Annotated in this window: 14 protein-coding genes; 11 read left to right on the forward strand and 3 right to left on the reverse strand. The window is 44.9% G+C overall.

Annotated features, from left to right (window positions below):
• The 4 genes from AC0YN6_RS25600 to tlp all read left to right on the forward strand — a co-directional run bounded on the left by AC0YN6_RS25600 (nt 1) and on the right by tlp (nt 4090).
• Nucleotides 1-954 (forward strand): ABC transporter permease, encoded by a 954-nt coding sequence (locus AC0YN6_RS25600; RefSeq protein ID WP_475750456.1) that lies wholly within the window; start codon nt 1-3, stop codon nt 952-954.
• Nucleotides 955-968: 14 nt separating this feature from the next.
• Nucleotides 969-2255 (forward strand): NCS2 family permease, encoded by a 1287-nt coding sequence (locus tag AC0YN6_RS25605; protein ID WP_475750458.1) that lies wholly within the window; start codon nt 969-971, stop codon nt 2253-2255.
• 260 nt (nt 2256-2515) lie between these two features.
• The gene (locus AC0YN6_RS25610) at nt 2516-3757 is read left to right on the forward strand and encodes a molybdopterin-dependent oxidoreductase (RefSeq protein WP_475750460.1); all 1242 of its coding nucleotides are present in this window, start codon (nt 2516-2518) and stop codon (nt 3755-3757) included.
• A gap of 108 nt (nt 3758-3865) precedes the next feature.
• The gene (gene tlp / locus AC0YN6_RS25615) at nt 3866-4090 is read left to right on the forward strand and encodes a small acid-soluble spore protein Tlp (RefSeq protein ID WP_475750462.1); all 225 of its coding nucleotides are present in this window, start codon (nt 3866-3868) and stop codon (nt 4088-4090) included.
• Between the two features lie 267 nt (nt 4091-4357).
• Here tlp and AC0YN6_RS25620 read toward each other — a convergent pair whose 3' ends face one another.
• On the reverse strand, nt 4358-5857 hold the full coding sequence (locus AC0YN6_RS25620; protein ID WP_475750464.1) for an Ig-like domain-containing protein: 1500 nt from the start codon (nt 5855-5857) through the stop codon (nt 4358-4360).
• A 649-nt stretch (nt 5858-6506) separates the two neighbouring features.
• Between AC0YN6_RS25620 and AC0YN6_RS25625 the strand changes: the two genes are divergently transcribed.
• The 6 genes from AC0YN6_RS25625 to AC0YN6_RS25650 all read left to right on the forward strand — a co-directional run bounded on the left by AC0YN6_RS25625 (nt 6507) and on the right by AC0YN6_RS25650 (nt 13448).
• A complete protein-coding gene (locus tag AC0YN6_RS25625) occupies nt 6507-7052 on the forward strand; it encodes a 50S ribosomal protein L25 (protein ID WP_475750465.1) in 546 nt (181 codons plus the stop codon).
• 181 nt (nt 7053-7233) lie between these two features.
• Nucleotides 7234-7827 carry a DJ-1/PfpI family protein gene (locus AC0YN6_RS25630; protein ID WP_475750467.1) on the forward strand — a complete coding sequence of 198 codons (594 nt, stop codon included), beginning with the start codon at nt 7234-7236 and terminating at the stop codon, nt 7825-7827.
• 323 nt (nt 7828-8150) lie between these two features.
• The gene (locus tag AC0YN6_RS25635; protein WP_475750469.1) at nt 8151-9170 is read left to right on the forward strand and encodes an ABC transporter substrate-binding protein; all 1020 of its coding nucleotides are present in this window, start codon (nt 8151-8153) and stop codon (nt 9168-9170) included.
• 111 nt (nt 9171-9281) lie between these two features.
• Nucleotides 9282-10919, forward strand: coding sequence for a helix-turn-helix domain-containing protein (locus tag AC0YN6_RS25640; RefSeq protein WP_475750471.1), 1638 nt, complete (start codon nt 9282-9284; stop codon nt 10917-10919).
• Nucleotides 10920-11185: 266 nt separating this feature from the next.
• Nucleotides 11186-12346: a tryptophan synthase subunit beta gene (gene trpB, locus AC0YN6_RS25645; protein WP_475750472.1), complete on the forward strand. Its 1161-nt coding sequence runs from the start codon at nt 11186-11188 to the stop codon at nt 12344-12346.
• Between the two features lie 265 nt (nt 12347-12611).
• A complete protein-coding gene (locus AC0YN6_RS25650) occupies nt 12612-13448 on the forward strand; it encodes a sulfurtransferase (RefSeq protein ID WP_475750516.1) in 837 nt (278 codons plus the stop codon).
• A gap of 282 nt (nt 13449-13730) precedes the next feature.
• Here AC0YN6_RS25650 and AC0YN6_RS25655 read toward each other — a convergent pair whose 3' ends face one another.
• On the reverse strand, nt 13731-14681 hold the full coding sequence (locus tag AC0YN6_RS25655) for a DsbA family protein (protein ID WP_475750474.1): 951 nt from the start codon (nt 14679-14681) through the stop codon (nt 13731-13733).
• Between the two features lie 170 nt (nt 14682-14851).
• On the opposite strand from AC0YN6_RS25655, the gene AC0YN6_RS25660 reads away from it, so the two are divergent.
• Nucleotides 14852-15412: a TetR/AcrR family transcriptional regulator gene (locus AC0YN6_RS25660; RefSeq protein ID WP_475750475.1), complete on the forward strand. Its 561-nt coding sequence runs from the start codon at nt 14852-14854 to the stop codon at nt 15410-15412.
• Between the two features lie 986 nt (nt 15413-16398).
• On the opposite strand, the gene AC0YN6_RS25665 is transcribed toward AC0YN6_RS25660, so the two are convergent.
• Nucleotides 16399-17865, reverse strand: a complete 1467-nt coding sequence (locus AC0YN6_RS25665) for a HEAT repeat domain-containing protein (protein ID WP_475750476.1) — start codon at nt 17863-17865, stop codon at nt 16399-16401.
• Nucleotides 17866-18003 lie beyond the last annotated feature (138 nt).

Raw genomic sequence — 18003 nt, forward strand, 5'->3', positions numbered from 1 at the left:
ATGGAGATAATTGGAAATTTACTGAATGGGACGCTCGTATTCTCAACTGCTCTTATCTTTGCCGCACTCGGTGGACTCATTTCCGAACGCTCAGGAGTCATTAATATTGGACTGGAAGGGTTTATGGTATCGGGAGCCTTCTTCTCTGCAATAACGACTCATTATGCAGAAATAGCGGGCTTTGGCGGATTCTCACCTTGGCTTGGCTTACTCGGAGCCTTCCTATTTACAATTATCTTTTCTAGCATTCATGCGGTCGCCTCGATTACGTTTAAGGCGAATCAGGTTGTGAGCGGGGTTGTCATCAATATTCTCGCAGCAAGCTCCACGTTCTTTTTCGTAAAATTACTTTTTGACGGGTCAGCAGAAACACCGCTTCTAACAACTGTATTTCATAAGGTGACGATTCCCTATTTAAGCGACATTCCGTTCATTGGAAATGTGTTCTTCAATGCCTATCCGACTACGTATATTGCCATTGCATTAGTCATCGTCCTATTCACTTATTTATTTAAGACCTCAGGCGGACTCCGGCTTCGTTCTGTTGGTGAACATCCAAGTGCGGCAGATACGGTTGGAATAAAAGTAAATCGCACGCGCTACATCGCTGTTATTTTAAGCGGATCGCTTGCAGCACTTGGCGGAGCAACGATTGTACTTACCTCAAATGGCAACTTTGCTTTTAATACCATTTCAGGACAAGGCTATATTGCGCTAGCGGCTGTTATTTTTGGGAAATGGAATCCTATTGGTGTGATGCTTGCTTCATTATTTTTTGGTTTAGCTCAGGCAGCAAAGGACCAATTGCAAATCTTTGAGTTTGCGGCTAGCATTCCAAATGAGTTCTTCTATATGCTACCATATGTTTTAACATTACTCGTATTAATTGGAGCGGTAGGGAAAGCTCGTTCACCCAAAGCATTAGGGGAACCTTATGATGTTGGGAAACGATAAAAGGTGGTTATACTTTGGAAAGTCGATTGCAGAAAATGTTCCATATTAAAAAAGAAAATTCTACGGTACGTACGGAATTAGTTGCAGGAACAACTTCATTTATGACGGTTGCCTATATCATTGCGGTGAATGGAGCCATCTTGCAGCTAGCCGGCATGCCCTATGAAGCAGCAACGATTGTTACGGTAATCTGCTCTTTTATCGGTTGTATGCTGATGGCACTTTGGGCGAATTCACCGTTAATTCTCGTCCCTGGGATGGGGGACAATGCATTTTTTGTTTTTACTTTGGTATTCTCGTTAGGACTTACGTGGCAGCAAGCACTTGCGGCTGTATTTTTAGCGGGTGTTGTATTTATGTTAACTGCGGTAACGAAAGGGGCTGACTATTTATCGCGCTCGATCCCGACGTCGATGATTAACGCCATGACCGCCGGTATTGGTCTTTTTATTGCTTTTCTAGGATTAAAAAATGGGGGAATTATCGTTGCGAGCGAAGGAACTTTCGTTACTTTGGCGAAGCTGAGTGATCCCTATGCACTAACGACTATATTGACTTTATTGATTGCGATACCGCTTTTCATGCGAAATGTAAAAGGCAGCTTCTTAATTGCCATTATCGCAGGCACAGGCATTGGTGCGCTGCTTGGTATCGTCGACTTTTCAACTTTGCGTGATTTCAGTATTTCCTTTAATGGATACGGAGAGTTGTTTTTTGCCTTGGACTTTAGTGGAATAGGTACGCTTAATTTTTGGACAGCTGTTTTTTCGTTATCGATGGTCATTATTTTTCAAAATATGGGAGCGCAGCTAGGGATGCTTCCAGACAAGGCAAAGTTTCGCAAGTCTTTTCAGGCTAACTCTGTCTCGGTTATAAGTGCAGGGCTTCTTGGTTGTAGCCCGATGACGACAGCAGCTGAGTCTGCAACAGGTATTGCATCAGGCGGGAGGACGGGGCTAACCTCTTTTACAACGGGAATTCTGTTTATTCCTGCTTTGTTTCTCATTCCTCTTTTCAAAATAATTCCAAACAGTGCGATTGCGCCTGTACTCATCATTGTTGGCTGCCTTATGTTTCAGAGCATTAAGGAGATTCTGTTCAATGATTTTACAGAAGCTTTTCCAGCTTATCTGATGATGGCAATTATGCCGCTATCCTTTAGCATTGCGAATGGGATTGCGTTTGGTTTCATTGCGTACCCGATTTTGAAGCTGGTCACGGGTCGGAAGAAAGAAGTATCTATTACGATGTATGTCATCGCATTTTTCTTCTTGCTTTATTTTATATTGGGTTCGATTTAAGCGGAAAGTTGGTACACCATATGTAGGATTTGATACATCGCTAAGTAGGCCGTATGCCTTGGGCGGTGTTTTTTTTATGCTCTTGCTCTGAATCAACAAAGAGTCAATAGCTTGCTGTGATATAGCTTAATTCAATCACGTTTGAGTCGTATCAGCGTCTCAACAGCGTTATAATATTGTATAATGACGGCAATACAAAAACCGTTTCGATATATATTCACACTTTTCGAAAACGATAGAGCAAAATTGGAGGCTAACCGATGAGCGGACTAATGGAACGGATTCGCAAGGGTTATGGTAAAAAGCTCGTTTCACTGCATGCTTGGAACGGCTGGATTGTCGTTATTTTGGCATTAACCGGACTGATATTGGTAGGCGGTTTCTGGCGCGGCGTTCTCGGTGAGGTTCGCGTATGGATTAAGTGGGCGCATGTGGTTGTCGGTATAGCCTCTATTCTCCCAGTCTTCTACTATCTGGCGCTGGCGGGCAAGCATTGGAAGCAGCTTAAGCAAAAGCCTTGGCAGCGATTCAATGTACTCATCGTGCTTGGTCTTTTGCTTGGCTGGTTCGGATCAGGCGTACTGCTTTGGCAATTTAGAGCGGTGGGGCCGGGGGTGTCCAATGCTGCGTTAGTCGTACATGATTTGCTTACATGGATCGGCCTTCCTTATATCATTTATCATTCCATTACGAGGGTCAAATGGTTGAAAGAGCCGAATCGCCGTACAATCAGAAACGAGCAGCAGGAAGCGGATGGCATCCATCCAGCGGGAGCACCTCAGGCGGTTTATACGCGGAAAGCGTTCATTCGCGGAGCAATTGGCTTAGGTTTGGCTGTTACAATCGGGCCTTCTTTTCTGAAATGGCTTGGTACTTCGCTTGGAAGCGTGGGCGGTGGACAAACTATCGATAAGCTGATCGAGAAAGATACGAATATGCTGCTGCCGGCACCACAGCCGCTGCCTGCTTCTGCTCCGCCGATGGGGGGAGGCGCGATTGGGCAGTTCCGTGTGTATACAGTAACGCCGATCCCTTCTTTTACAAATGCGGATTGGAATTTTACGATAGATGGACTGGTAGATAAGCCATTGAAATGGAATTGGGAGCAGTTCGTGGCGCTTAAGCGAACGGTGCAGGTTAGTGATTTTCATTGTGTTACCGGTTGGTCGGTTTACAAAAACACATGGGAGGGTATTCCACTGAAAGAGCTGCTGAAAATGGCGGGTGTGCAGCAAGGTGCTCAAACGGTGAAGCTTTACTCAGGTGATGGGGTATATACAGATACGCTGACGCTAGATCAGGCCGACATGGACGATGTTATGGTGGTGATCATGCATGACGGCAAGCCGATTCCGAGCGATCTTGGCGGTCCGGTACGTCTTGTCGTACCGAAAATGTACGCTTACAAGTCAGTAAAATGGTTAAATCGAATTGAGCTGATTAAAGGGGAGCATGTGGGATACTGGGAGGCTCGCGGATATTCGAACGATGCTTGGGTTTAGTTTCTTTATGAAATTTTAAAGCAACTTTATTCTTACATAAAATTGTCCGTTAATGATTAAACTAATTTTTGTGCTCCAAGGAGCGCAATTACCAGGAGGCGATAAATAATGGCAAAACCGGATAATCGGGCAGATAATGTTGAGCATTTACAGCAAAGTATCCAAAATACAAAGGAAAACATGGAAGAAGCTGAAAATTACTTAAACGAATTTTCATCCGAAATCAACAGCACGGAACGTAACCAAATCGAAGAAAAAAATGCACGCCGCAGAGAAAGTATACAAGGTTTTCAAGAGGAGATTAAAGACGAATCAGCTTTTTCCCAAGAGTAGATAAATAACAGGCGATTCAGTCCCAGACATTCAAATGGGGCTGAATCCATTTAACTTGCATGACAGATTGAGCCTAGCCCCATTCGGGTATCACGTATCTCTCATTGTGGACACCGCGATGACGTCAGGTGCACGATCTATAAGAAGCGGAAGAACGCGTGGGCTGGGCTTAAAAAACTAAGTTAGTCTTATTAAGCCGAGATATCCGGAGTCAACTGAAATAGAAAAGACCCGCTAAGTATTCACATAGCGGGTCATCATAATGAGCTATTTCACAGTAGCTTCAATGTTTGTAAACTTACCTTTGTATTTTACTGTAATGATTGTTTTGCCTTTTTTCAATGCCTTTACAGTACCACCGTCAACCTCTAGAATGCTATCATTCTTAACAGTCCAAACAGCGCGATCGGTCACATCAATCTTAACGTTATCAATATATAGTGCTTCTGCAATCAACTGTTTTTCTGATCCTTTTTTAATTTCAATCTTTGATGGGCTTGAAATAATAGCTTTGACAGCCTTTTCTTTTATTACCTCTACATTAAATGAAAACTCCGTCGAGCCATGGCTTACATAAACAACTGCCTTACCTGGTTTACCCGCAGTCAATATGCCTGAATCTGCATCAACTACGTCACTTTTACTAGTTTGCCATAATACTTCATCTGTCACTTCTACTTTCTGACCATCCTCTGTTAAACCATAAATACGAATTGTTTTCTCGTCACCAGGAAGAAGTTTAATGTTCTTATTAGAAGCTACTAGGGACACATATTGAATGGCTTCCTCCTCTTCTTCTGAGATAACGGTTACTTCAATAGCTACTGTAAGACCATTATAATTAGCAGTTATGGTTGTCGTTCCTTCCGCTACCGCTTCAACTTCGCCAGAATCAATGTCCGCTATGTCACTGTCGTCTGTTGTCCAAACTGCTAAATTCGTTATATCTTTGGCTTTACCATCTGAAAAAGTGCCTGTTAGCTTAATTTGCTTCGTGTCGCCAACGGTTAATATTGTTTTCTTAGTGGATGCTTTAATCGACATAGCAGCATCTTTTGTTACTTTAACGTTAATCGTTAATTTTTTCCCTAAATAAGTAATAACTAGATTCGTTGATCCTACTTTGTTTCCGGCAGTGACTACCCCTTTTTTAATATCGGCTATAGCGGCTGATTCGGACCGAATAACTAACCCCTTATCAGCAGTTACTTCCTTTTCTTCACCGTTCGTATATATAGCATACACTTTAATCTTTTGAGATTTACCTACTCCAAGAACAATTTCCTGCTCAGTAGCTTCCAAGTGATCTAGTGAAGCATTACTACCAGTACCTGAAGAGCCGGTATCAGAAGTGTTTCCTGTAAATTCAATTGTTCCAATCTGATATGCTAATGGCATGTTATCTACGTCATATAAGATAGTCATAGGATAATAAGCCCCTGATTGAGATAATCCTGATCCATATCCTCTTGTATCATCATATAAACTAGACGTGGAAATGAAATCGACCCATTTAAAACGAGAGATGTCGGGTTTTGAACCCCTATAGCTAACAACGCCAATCCGTCTAAAGTTATCGGCCACATCTTCCGGTAAATCATCTAAATTCACATAAGTTACGAAGCCTTTCTCATTAAGTTTGTGCTCTATCCCTTTTGTTAATTCGACAATTTCCTTTCCATCTGATCGAGAAGTTGCATTTCCAATAACCGGAAATATACTGAATAATGTTGCAAATAGCATTAACATAATAATTGCTTTTTTCAATTAACTCACTCCTATGGGTAATATGTCTCATGAACTGGAACTATACGACTATAACACGAAATTGGTAATATTTACACCTTAATTTGTCGTGAATCACTATGGTTGAGGGTAAAACTTCCAACTGGAACGATTGGGTTTCTTGGCAAAATTGTATAATGACCGGGATATTAAAACATTGTTTGTAAATGAAAGTTTCAAGATAATTTCATGGAGAACGGTACGAGATTTGCAAAAAAATTCGAAGTTAATCGTTGTAAGAAAACCGATAGCTGGAGTGATAGAAATCGTACGCCCAAACAAACCTAACTTCGTACCGTGTACATGGCATTCGAATGGAAGGTAAGTGCAAATAGATCTTCTTCTCAAATACACAAAAGATGCCGGGCCTTTCGCCCGTAATTGGCCAGCATCTTGATTAGACAAAGTGACGTTTCTATGATATGGTGTGGGTTACAGACAGGCATTCCACTTTCCGAAGTGGGGTGCCTTGCTGTATATTTACGGAAGTTTTACATTAAATGTATTGTGCCATAATCGGCAGAACATGGAGGTGGTGATGCTATGTTTCGCTCTTTATCCCCTAGCGGGGAAGATTCAGCGGCTAAGGAACCAGCGCAAAAATCTTTTAATAAAGAGGAGAGAGTTAAGCATGACAACATTTATGCAAGCAGAGAAACGTACACATTTGAATACATCAGGGCTTCGTAATCTACGTAAATCAGGACGACTGCCAGGTATTGTGTTTGGTAGAAATGTAGACAATGAGATGATTCATATTTCAACGATAGAATTTCATAGGTGGTTGAAGCAAGGTGCATCTGGTTTTATCGATATACAGCTTGATGGGAAAGATTCGGTGTCCGTACTGCTTGAGGATCTTCAGCGAGATCCGGTAACGCGTGACTTGATTCATGTTGATTTCCAGCAAGTGCAGACTAATGAAATCGTTCGCACAAAGATTCCGGTAAAGTTCATAGGCAAACCAATCGGAATGAAGCAGGGCGGGGTCGTGCAACTTCAGTCCGAGTTTGTTGAGGTAGAAGCTTTGCCAAGGCATTTGCCGTCGGTGATAGAATATGATATCAGCGGCATGAATATCGGTGATTCCGTCTTTGTGAAGGATTTGGATTTGTCATCAGAAGTTACACCTATTTCAGGTGAAAACGAGTTGCTCCTATCTGTATTAAAGCCTTAACTTATCCTATTAGGTTTCAACTATTATAAACACGTCGTATCTGCAGCTTACCTGCTGGTACGACGTGTTTTTGCGTAATTTGACATCTTCCTCCCGTTCTTAAGGACCATTGACGGTGTTTGCAGATTATCCCCATAATAGAAAATGGTGTTACATAAATTTACAGTTGGGAGAGGGTAAAATGTCCAAACGCGTGCTTATTCTAACCGGTGACGGTGCAGAGGTTCTGGAGGTTTATTATCCATTCTATCGGGTGAAGGAAGAGGGCTACGAGGCGGTGATCGCTTCGCCGAGGAAGAAGACATTGAATACGGTATGCCACGACTTCATCGAGGGATGGGATACTTATTCGGAGAAGCCAGCTCATCAGCTGCCGTCTGATATAGCCTTTGCGGACGTGGAGCCTGCTGACTACGATGCCTTGATTATCCCAGGCGGACGCGCTCCTGAGTTCATCCGCAACGATCAGGACCTTCCGCGAATTGTCCAGCACTTTCTGGAAGCCGACAAGCCTGTAGGCGCAATTTGTCACGGTGCTCAGGTATTCCTGGCGCTGCCCGATCGTTCCTACTTCAAAGGCAGAACGTTAACGGCGTACAATGCGTGCAAGCTGGAAGTCGAATCACTCGGTGCAGAATATGCAAGTGAGACACTACATGTAGATGGAAATTTAGTATCGGGTCACGCATGGCCTGATCTCCCTGGATTTATGCGGGAATTTCTAAATCTGCTTGGCCGGACGTCGAACAAGGAACTAACCTCAACTACGAATTAGCTCTTAATACAGCGAAAATGCCAGTGCCTTTCAAGCGCTGGCTTTTGCATACGAATAGCAGAAGGAAAAGACACCTTGGGGGTGTCTTTTTTAACATATGCGCGCCTAGCCTCTCGTCACTAGTATAGTTGTTCTGTCGCAGGAATTGACCAGACACCCGAACTTGCTTACATGCCCTCCGGCTTAATCGTCTCCTTCAAAAGAATGTTCTATATTGTATAAATAAAATCGCCTATTTCTCCATGTCCATGAAGATTGCATTTTTGTATAGTCTAGTGAGTGAAAACAATTCTCATTATCATCTAATAAGCGAGGAGAACATCATGAACCTTCGAAACACAAAAACCATGTTCATTGCCGGACTAAGCTTCATACTGATTATGTTGATCGTTGCGGGCTGTGGCAAGCAAGCGGATAACGGGCCTGCAGCTACAAATTCGAATACTACTCAAGCGACGGAGAGCGGAGAGCCGTCACCGTCAGCTTCCCCTCAGACCAAATCGTTTACGGACGCAATGGGCACCAAGGAAATTCCTGTTAACCCGCAGCGCATTTTCTCGGTAAGCGCGACAACCCAGTTGCTGGCTCTTGGCATAACACCCGTAGGTGGGCTTAAATACGAAATCGAACAAGATTATTATTTGAACGAATATATGGGCGAGATCCAGATTGCGGGAGATTATCCTCCCGACATGGAAGCCGTAACCGCATTGGAGCCGGACTTGATTATCGCTTCTTCATTCGTAGCACCGGAAGTTGTCGAGCAACTGGAGAAGATCGCCCCCACCGTTCTCTATCCTTGGGAATCCAATTTGTATGATCAATTGCGTTTCGTTGCCGATATCGTCGACAAGAACGAAGAGGCGGAAGCATGGATTAAGAAACACGAGGAGAAAGTCGCATCCAACAAAGAACAAATGAAAACGATTGTCGGAGAAGGGGAGACCGTGGCCGCAATCGAAATCTTCAAGGATAAGTTCCAAGTGGCAGGCAACAGAAATATAGGTTTCGTGCTTCATGACCTGCTGGGCTTGAAGCGGCTTCCGTACATCCAAGAGCAAATCGACAAGAATGGTGGATATTTAGTCTATACGGAGGGCCAGTCGATGGAGAAGCTTCCCGACCTAACTTCCGACTATCTTCTGGTAAAAGTAAATGATACCCAGCCTGGTTCGCAGCAATTTTTCGAGGAAATGCAGAAATCGGCGATATGGAAGAGCCTGCCCGCAGTCCAAAAAGGGAATGTTTTCATCATCCCTCATGACAAATGGTGGTCGTACACGTTATTCTCGACTGACGCCCTGCTGGACGAAGCGGTCGCTTTATTCCAAAACAAAAAGTAAATGGATTGCCATACAGAAAGACCCCTATGACGTAGGGGTCTTTTCTGCTTGCCATAACTATAGTACAATCAATAATTGAGAATTGTTATCACTTCAAGGGGGGCTTCAATCGTGTTGAACGAGAGAATGGATGGGGCTTACGATGAGCTGCATTTTCGGTGGCGCGGCCACGAAGTTTGCTGTTATGACTTAAGTGCGCCGCAAGCTCCTTTCGCCGCTGCCGCGCATATGCTATGGCTATGCTATCAAGGTGCAGGGACGGTCCTAATCGACGGGCACCCCTGCTCGATACGCAAGGGCCAATGCATCTTGTTCACTCCTGAAACTAGAGTTGAATTCGTCCAAGTAGCAGGGCAGACCCTACACGTCCATGCCGTGTCCTTTGAAATATCCTCGAGCGGCAGAACGAACTCAGGCGAAGAGGATTTGGCCAAATTCGGAAACCGAGCGGTTTCTGTTCATCCCCTGTCCGCGTTCATCTCGATGATGGATACGCTAAGCGGCTTCAAAACATCCTTCAACGGACTGGATAAATTCAAACGAAACATCGTACTGCAGGAAGCGCTGCATGCCTTACTAACCATCGTCGGCCGCGAGGAACCTATCGATTCCAAAGACGCCGTGGAACAAACGATATCCTATATGCAGAGGAACTTCCACCTTCCCATTAAGTTGACCGACTTGTCTGCCATGGCTTGTATCGGTGTTAGACAATACTCTCATCTATTCAAACAGGTTGCGGGATGCAGTCCGATGGACTATTTGTACCGGATTCGTATCGAAAAAGCTAAGAAACTGCTAAGAACTTCATCGCAGGACATGTTTTCCGTCGCGAATCAGGTTGGCTTCCGCGACGAATTTTATTTCAGCCGCAGGTTCAAGCAGCAGGAAGGCGTATCGCCGTCCGTTTATGTGAAGAATCGGCAGCCGCGCGTCATCGGACTTTTGTACACCTCGCACTTGCTAGCGTTAGGGATTACGCCGATCGGTGCGCCTGACTACCATCTTCATCGGAATGATTTTGTGCGTCCGCGATTATCTGACATGCAATCGTTCGCTTGGTCGCCGATCGACATGGAAGCCGTCGACGCCATGGAGCCCGATTTCATATTAGGCTATGAGCATATGACGAAGGGCGAATATGAGCAATTCTCACAGATTGCAGAAGTCGTTCGGATTCCATGGCAATCCCATGATGTATACCAGCAGTTAAACAGCGTGTCGGCGGTCCTTGACATGCGTCAGGTTGCTCAGGCATGGCTGTACGCGCATTTTGAGAAGGTTGGCCTGGCCCAAGAATGGATGCGGCTTCATATTGGAAGCCAACCGACATGCGCCGCATTCGTCATCGAACGAAATTCGTTTCGAGTGGCAGGCGATCGCAATATTGGGCATACCTTATACCGTTCGCTTCAGTTCATTCCGCATCCGCTCATTCAAAGCTTCATAGACGACTATAACGGCACTAACGCCTTTTCGGAGCCGCAGCCTTTTGAGAAGATCGTCGAATACGATGCCGATTGGATTTTCGTCATGGTAAACGCTCAAGATCCGCAGGCCGAGGAATCGTATTCCCAATTCGTGCAAACCGAACGATGGCAGAACTTGACCGCCGTACGTAACGACCGAGTCAAGGTTCTGCCCTATTCTAGATGGTGGATGTACTCGCCGCTCGCCGTCGATGGGCAATTGGATGACATCTTGACCGGTTTCCTGCATTCGCGGCTCTCTACCTCCAAAGTGCAGTAATAACCGGGCCGTCCTTCGCTATCGCACCGTATGCTCGAACGGAGATTGGAGCTCTGATAGCGGGAACTCGGTTGCGGTGGGCGAGGAGGAAAGTGGGCGAACCGACAACCCAATAAACAAAGAAACTCCTTGAATCTTGTAGATTCGAGGAGTTTTTGTCTGCGCCCGGTTAATGATATCTTGTAATCGTATATAAAATATAACTGGGATTTATGGTAATATAGTTTTGATAGATTATCATTTTATTGTATGGAGGCGCTTACTTTATGGACCAACAGTTGCAGCAAGAGGGGTACTTCGGGGAATTCGGAGGCAGCTTCGTTCCACCGGAATTGCAGGAAGTTCTAAACTATTTGAGCGAGCAATTTTACAAGTTCAGAGACGATCCGGACTTCCAGGAAGAGCTTAGCTATTACCTGCGTGAATATGTTGGCCGCAAGAGCCCACTGACGTATGCGGAGCGGTTGTCCAAAGTATGGGGAGGACCCAAAATATACTTAAAGCGTGAAGATTTGAATCATACTGGGGCGCATAAGATCAACAACGCCATTGGTCAGATTCTGCTCGCCAAGCGGATGGGCGCGAGGCGGATTATCGCTGAGACAGGTGCCGGTCAGCACGGAGTCGCAACTGCGACTGCCTGCGCAATGTTTAATATGGAATGCGTCATCTACATGGGAGCTGAAGATATGCGCCGTCAGGCGCTCAATGTGTTCCGAATGGAACTGCTTGGTGCTACTGTCGTGCCAGTTGATAAAGGTCAGGGTCGACTGAAGGATGCCGTGGATGAAGCGCTGGGCGATCTGGTTCGCAATTATAAAAATACGTTTTATTTACTCGGTTCCGCGGTTGGTCCGCATCCGTTTCCGACGATGGTCAAGCATTTTCAGGCGGTTATCAGCGAAGAGTCGAAGCAGCAGATTTTGGAGAAGGAAGGTCGACTGCCAGATGCGGTGGTAGCCTGTGCTGGCGGCGGCAGCAATGCGATTGGAGCATTCGCTCATTACATTGACGAGCCGAGTGTTCGCCTGATCGGCGTTGAACCCGATCAAGCCCCAACCTTAACGGAAGGCGTTCCGGGCATGATTCATGGCTTCAAGTGTTTGGTACTGCTGGACGAGGAAGGTCAGCCGCGGAAGACGTATTCGATCGCCGCGGGGCTCGATTATCCGGGTATCGGGCCGGAGCATAGCCACTTGAAGGTGACGGGACGCGCCGAATATGCGACGGTTACCAATGAGGAAGTGCTGGAAGCGTTCCAAGAACTGTCCCGTACGGAAGGGATTATCCCTGCTCTGGAGAGCGCGCACGCGATTGCATATGCGAAGAAGCTGGCGCCGACGATGGGCCAGGATCAGATCCTTATTGTTAACCTTTCCGGCCGTGGTGACAAAGATGTCGAGCAAGTATTTCAGATGATTAAATAATAACAACCGCCAGCTGCATTTACGCGGGATAGGGTACAGGACGACCTGAACGATTGCGATTGCAACTAAGTGATCTAGAATTAGGAAAAGCAGGCCGGGAGCCTCCTCAGTGGAGAGACTCTCGGTCTTTGTTTTATAATTAGCTGAAGCGCTCCATTGAAGATTGGAATCACACCATATACTATAGATATGAAGGCTAACGGAGCAATCTAAGGCTAAAGGTTCCATAATGGATTACATAAATGAACGAAAGAGGCGAGTCGGAATGAATAACATCGTGTCGTTGGAATGGTTGAAGGAGAAAATGGGTGAGCCGAAACTAGTCATCGCGGATTGCCGTTTTCGTTTGGATGATCCGGGTGCAGGGCTCAGAGCGTATGAGGAGTCGCATATTCCGGGGGCTGTTTATATGGACCTGGAGAAGGATCTGTCCGGCGAGGTCGAGGAACATGGCGGACGCCATCCGCTTCCGGATATCTTTGAAATGACGATGACGTTCGGCAGGGCTGGCATAAGCAACGATTCGATTGTGGTCGCTTATGACGATCAAGGTGGAGCGATGGCTTCCAGGCTGTGGTGGCTGCTGAAGTATATGGGGCATGAGCAGGTCTATGTGCTGGACAACGGCTTCTCGGCTTGGGCCAAAGAAGGGCTGGCGGTAGCAACCGAGAAGGAAGCGGTGCAGTCTGCGCCATACCTTGCAACGGTGCAGCACAGTATGCTAGTGGAAATGGATGAGGTCAGGGAGCTGCTGGGCAGCGAGGGCGTAACGATCATCGACTCGCGCGAAGCTCCTCGCTACCGCGGCGAGGTTGAGCCGATCGACCGCGTCGCAGGCCACATTCCGGGCGCGATTAACCGTTTCTGGAAAGACGGTCTAACGGAATCCGGCGCGTGGAAGGACGTCGCTGCTCAAGCTGATCGGTTCCATGATCTGGACAAGAACGGTGATCTGATCGTGTATTGCGGCTCGGGCGTCACGGCCACGCCAAATGTCATTGCGCTAGAGGAAGCAGGCTTCACGAAAGTGCGCTTGTATGCGGGGAGCTGGAGTGATTGGATTTCTTATGAGGGGAATCCGGTTGCGACGGGAGAAGAGTAAGAACAGAAAGACGTACAATCGTACTTTATTGACGAAAACATCGCCATGCAGCTTCTATGCCTTGGCGATGTTTTTTTGTTCCCCGAAGTCAACACGGAGTTAACGTACAGCTGGTATACAATTTTTATTTTCTCAAAAAAAGGTATGCATTGAATCAACAAGTGAAGATCGTTTGGGGCAAGTCAACGAAAAATCAACATATTGTTTAAAATGGTTTTTGGAAATTTCATCAGTCAGACAACAGTCGAACTGAGGACTGAGTCAATAAGACTTTCTCCATTATTATTTCGTGGTTGTAAAATAGGATTCCCCTAGAAGCTCCTTCACTTGATAACTGCTTGGTGAAAGTTCTTTTTCAACAAAAGCGTTGATTTCCGACTTTTCAATATCATACATAACTTCAATTTCTTTAGAAAATAATAGCTTTTCTTTTTCAAGCAGGTTAGAAAGAGATGGTTGTTGCTTTGGTTGTATTTCATCCGTATTTAGAATTTGCTTTAGGCCCTCAACATAGGACTCAAACGGACGACTACCTACGATTTTCAATCCTTTATTTTCCTCGTTGATCATAATGATCGTCGGGAAACCTCTAGCTCCAAGGCTTCTAGCGAGACTAAAATCTTCATTCAATAATTGTTGGCCGGTTTGTTGTTCGGCATCTTGAACAATAGCTTCTCCATCAAGTCCAAGCTGATTTACGATGTCTATCATGATAGATTCATCGGCGATATTTCGATTAAATGCGAACAGAGCTTCTCGTGATCGTCTTAAGTAATTATAGGCTAATGCATCGTTATAATTTTTTTGAATCACTTTAAATACACGAGAAGGCGGGAAGGAGGATTGGACCGGATTGTCGAGCATCAGTGAACCGTCAATCGGCATGCGCGAATATTCTCCAACCTCTCTCCAGTGGCCGAAGACGTCAGCAGGTCCTGAGATTCCGTTACGTGGGTCGACAGGCTCATCACTCCATTTTTCCAGCAATCCACCCATAACCGTATGAAAGTTGAAATAATGTCCATGCTGCTCTTTAAAACGACGAAGAACAGGATCAAGCGCCCAGCAGTGAGAGCAAATTGGATCCGTTACATAATAAACTTCAATGGATTTTTGGGGTTGATTAAAATCGATAATCTCTATTTCTTCCTCCCCAGCTACTCCACATACACCTGTTTCTAAATCACAAATCATATGATTATCGTTCGCCATTCGTTTATCCTCATTTACCATGATTGTTGCCTCCTTGAAGTATCATAAACAAGCGTTACTAGAATCATCGCTATGTTTTACAATCAAATTCTAACCATAATCAATCAATCGGAACACCAACAGATCATTCGATTTGTCGTTTATGCAACACATTGATACAATTGTTAAAAAAGTTGGAGGGAGGACATGAGATGACTCAGTCAAAGACAGATCCCCGAATTTTAAGAACTCGTAAGTTAATCATGGACTCTTTTATTGAACTTTCAGGGAAAAAAGAATTCAAGGATATTACCGTTAAGGATATTACAACAGAGGCTAATATTAATCGTGCAACGTTCTATTATCACTTTGAAGATATATATGACTTGTTAGACAAGGTATTATCGGAAGTTTTATTGATTAATTTGAATTCCATAGACTTCGAGAAAAGCGAACTAAATGAAGCATCGATCATTGATATCTTCGTGGCCATAACGGATTTTCAAAGAGCGTTATCCAGTCGGTGTCATAGAGGATACGATGAGACCATAGCCCGTATTATTAGGGAACAGCTTGAAATCATTTTCAATGGAATGTTGCGAAAACAACATAGAACAGAAGAGGATGAATCTCTAAAAATTACAGCTGTCATTTTAAGTTGGGGAGTTTATGGAGCTTCTGTGGAGTGGCGGAGAAGTCGTAAGGAATTATCGCCGGAAGAATTTATTAAGTCGGCCATTCCTTTTCTGATATCTGGGATTGAACACGTTTGAGACTAAGCATACTGTAAATCAAGATAGCCCGGTTTCGGGCTATTTATTTTGGAGGGAAGACTATGCGATACCTCGAAAAATCGCTGTAAGCACGTATTTGCTCTTACAACCTCAAAGTAACCTAGGTTACTCTTCCGTAAGCACACATATGTGCTTATTGCACCAGTTTGGCGTATTCGCTACTCCGAAATATGGCTGTAAGCGCATATTTGCTTTTACAACCTCAAAGTAACCAATATTACTCATCTGTAAGCACGCATATGTGCTTATTGCACCAGTTTGGCGTATGCGATACCTCGAAAAATGGCTGTAAGCGCATATTTGCTCTTACAACCTCAAAGTAACCAATGTTACCCTTCTGTAAGCACACATATGTGCTTATTGCACCAGTTTGGCGTATGCGATACCTCGAAAAATCGCTGTAAGCACGTATTTGCTCTTACAGCCTCAAAGTAACCAATGTTACTCTTCTGTAAGCACGCATATGTGCTTATTGCACCAATTCGGCGTATACGATACCTCGAAAAATGGCTGTAAGCGCATATTTGCTCTTACAGCCTCAAAGTAACCAATATTACTCTTCTGTAAGCACGCATATGTGCTTATTGCACCAGTTTGGCGTATGCGACACCTCGAAAATGGCTGTAAGCGCATATTTGCTCTTACAACCTCAAAGTAACCAATATTACTCTTCTGTAAGCACGCATATGTGCTTATTGCACCAATTCGGCGTGTGCGATACCTCGAAAAATGGCTGTAAGCGCATATTTGCTCTTACAGCCTCAAAGTAACCAATATTACTCTTCTGTAAGCACGCATATGTGCTTATTGCACCAGTTTGGGAGTTAGACTAAGGAACACCCTTTATAATAATCATAAAAAAGGATGAGGTGTGTCATGGGAGAAACACGTAAATCGAAAAGGAGTCAACCTTATGGGTTGGCTCCTTTTCGATTACGCTTGCTTATCGTTAGTAAGGGGGAGTTCTAGAAGGTACTGACTTTACTCGTATCCGGGCACCAGCGGGATGAGCGATAAAAACGGATCAAGATATCAACCGCTTCTTCCGTTCGCAGATGGGTGAGTGCTTCCGCTGCATAAGCTTTGACGTAACGGTCATTGCTGTAAAGCGCTTGCTCCAAGGATCGGGCAATTTCTTGTACATTGCCTGATTTACCTATGCGAAGCAGGGAGAGCGCTGCCGTATATCCGATTTTATTGGTAATGTAGGTCTGAGATGCTACGTAATTCACCGTCTTATTTGCTTGTGAAGCATCGTTAGTTTCGCATTTTAGAGAATCCTTCAATACATTTGCTAATGCCGAAGCTGCCTGTTCACCAGTATGCTTGATCATGCCTAATGATTCAACGGCATTTCGACGAACCCATTCACTCTCATCCTGTAAGCTTGAGATAAGTGAGGAAACCACTTCACCCTCGGATGATCCGATCATCCCGAGTACAAAAATCGCCAACGCCCTGCGCTTCTCATCCTCATGCTTCGTAACACGAAGAAGCTCGGGAATTGCCTCGATGCCAGCACCTTGCAATCCATATGCAGCCCGTCCTGCCGTCAGGTTCGATCCGCTAATGATTTGCCCGATTAGCTCATCGATCCCTTGTGTACCAAGTTGTCCAAGCGCATAGGCTGCATTCAAAGAGGTGATTTCCTCCTCTGACTCAAGCTCTTGCCGTAATGCCAACAATCGCTCTTCACTTATTGTGTCAGCTTGCTTTGCCGATTGTTCACCGCGGAGCCAATCCCATACGTCTTGCCATAAATTCATGTGGATTGCTGGCGTTCCTTCCGGCACAATCATCTCACTGCTCTGATGATTCCAGGTCGGAATCTCCGGTGCGCTCAATCTGAGAAATTGAAACTTAAGCATATAACGATCTAATTCGGATACATTAAGCGATGCTCTATGCCACAAGTCGAAATGCACGAGCACCATAGTGCCTGCTTTCCCTGTGGGGAGCAGTGTCTCACCGCGGTCGCCGAGAAATTTTTCGTAGTATTGGGTGCCCGGCATGATTGCAGTAGGTCCTAAATCTTCGGTAATATCGTGGGTGTAATAGAAGATCATCGCCCACCAAGGTCGATGGCTGCGCATGGAAGACCAATAGCCGTCTTTATGCCATTGCCCGCCACCTGGCGTCGCATTACCCGGTTGGTTGTAATGGCAGTGGCGATGTGGATGCATGTAATAATCAGAACCTAGTACACTGCTTAAGGCTCCCTTGACGGTAGGTGTATCGAAAAGCTGCTGTATGTCCGGTACACGGGGTAGTATGTTGTTTCCAGGATTGCCCTCATTATGCATAACGTGATTGACTTGGTTCATGATGCTCTGATGAAGCTGCTCAGGAATATCGTTCTGAAGTACAAGATAGCCTTTCGTAATAAATTGCATCATTTGCTCATCAGTCAACAAATAGTTACTTTCTATCATGGTAGTACCTCCTTGGAAATCTATGTTCTTACTTAGAAATGTTACAGTATGCGGCTTTTTTTGTATTTGCAAAATCGTCAATTATTTGTACAATCGTCATATCAATTATTAGATTTTCGAACAAGGTGGTGATCGTCT

Source organism: Paenibacillus sp. J22P15, assembly GCF_056269345.1.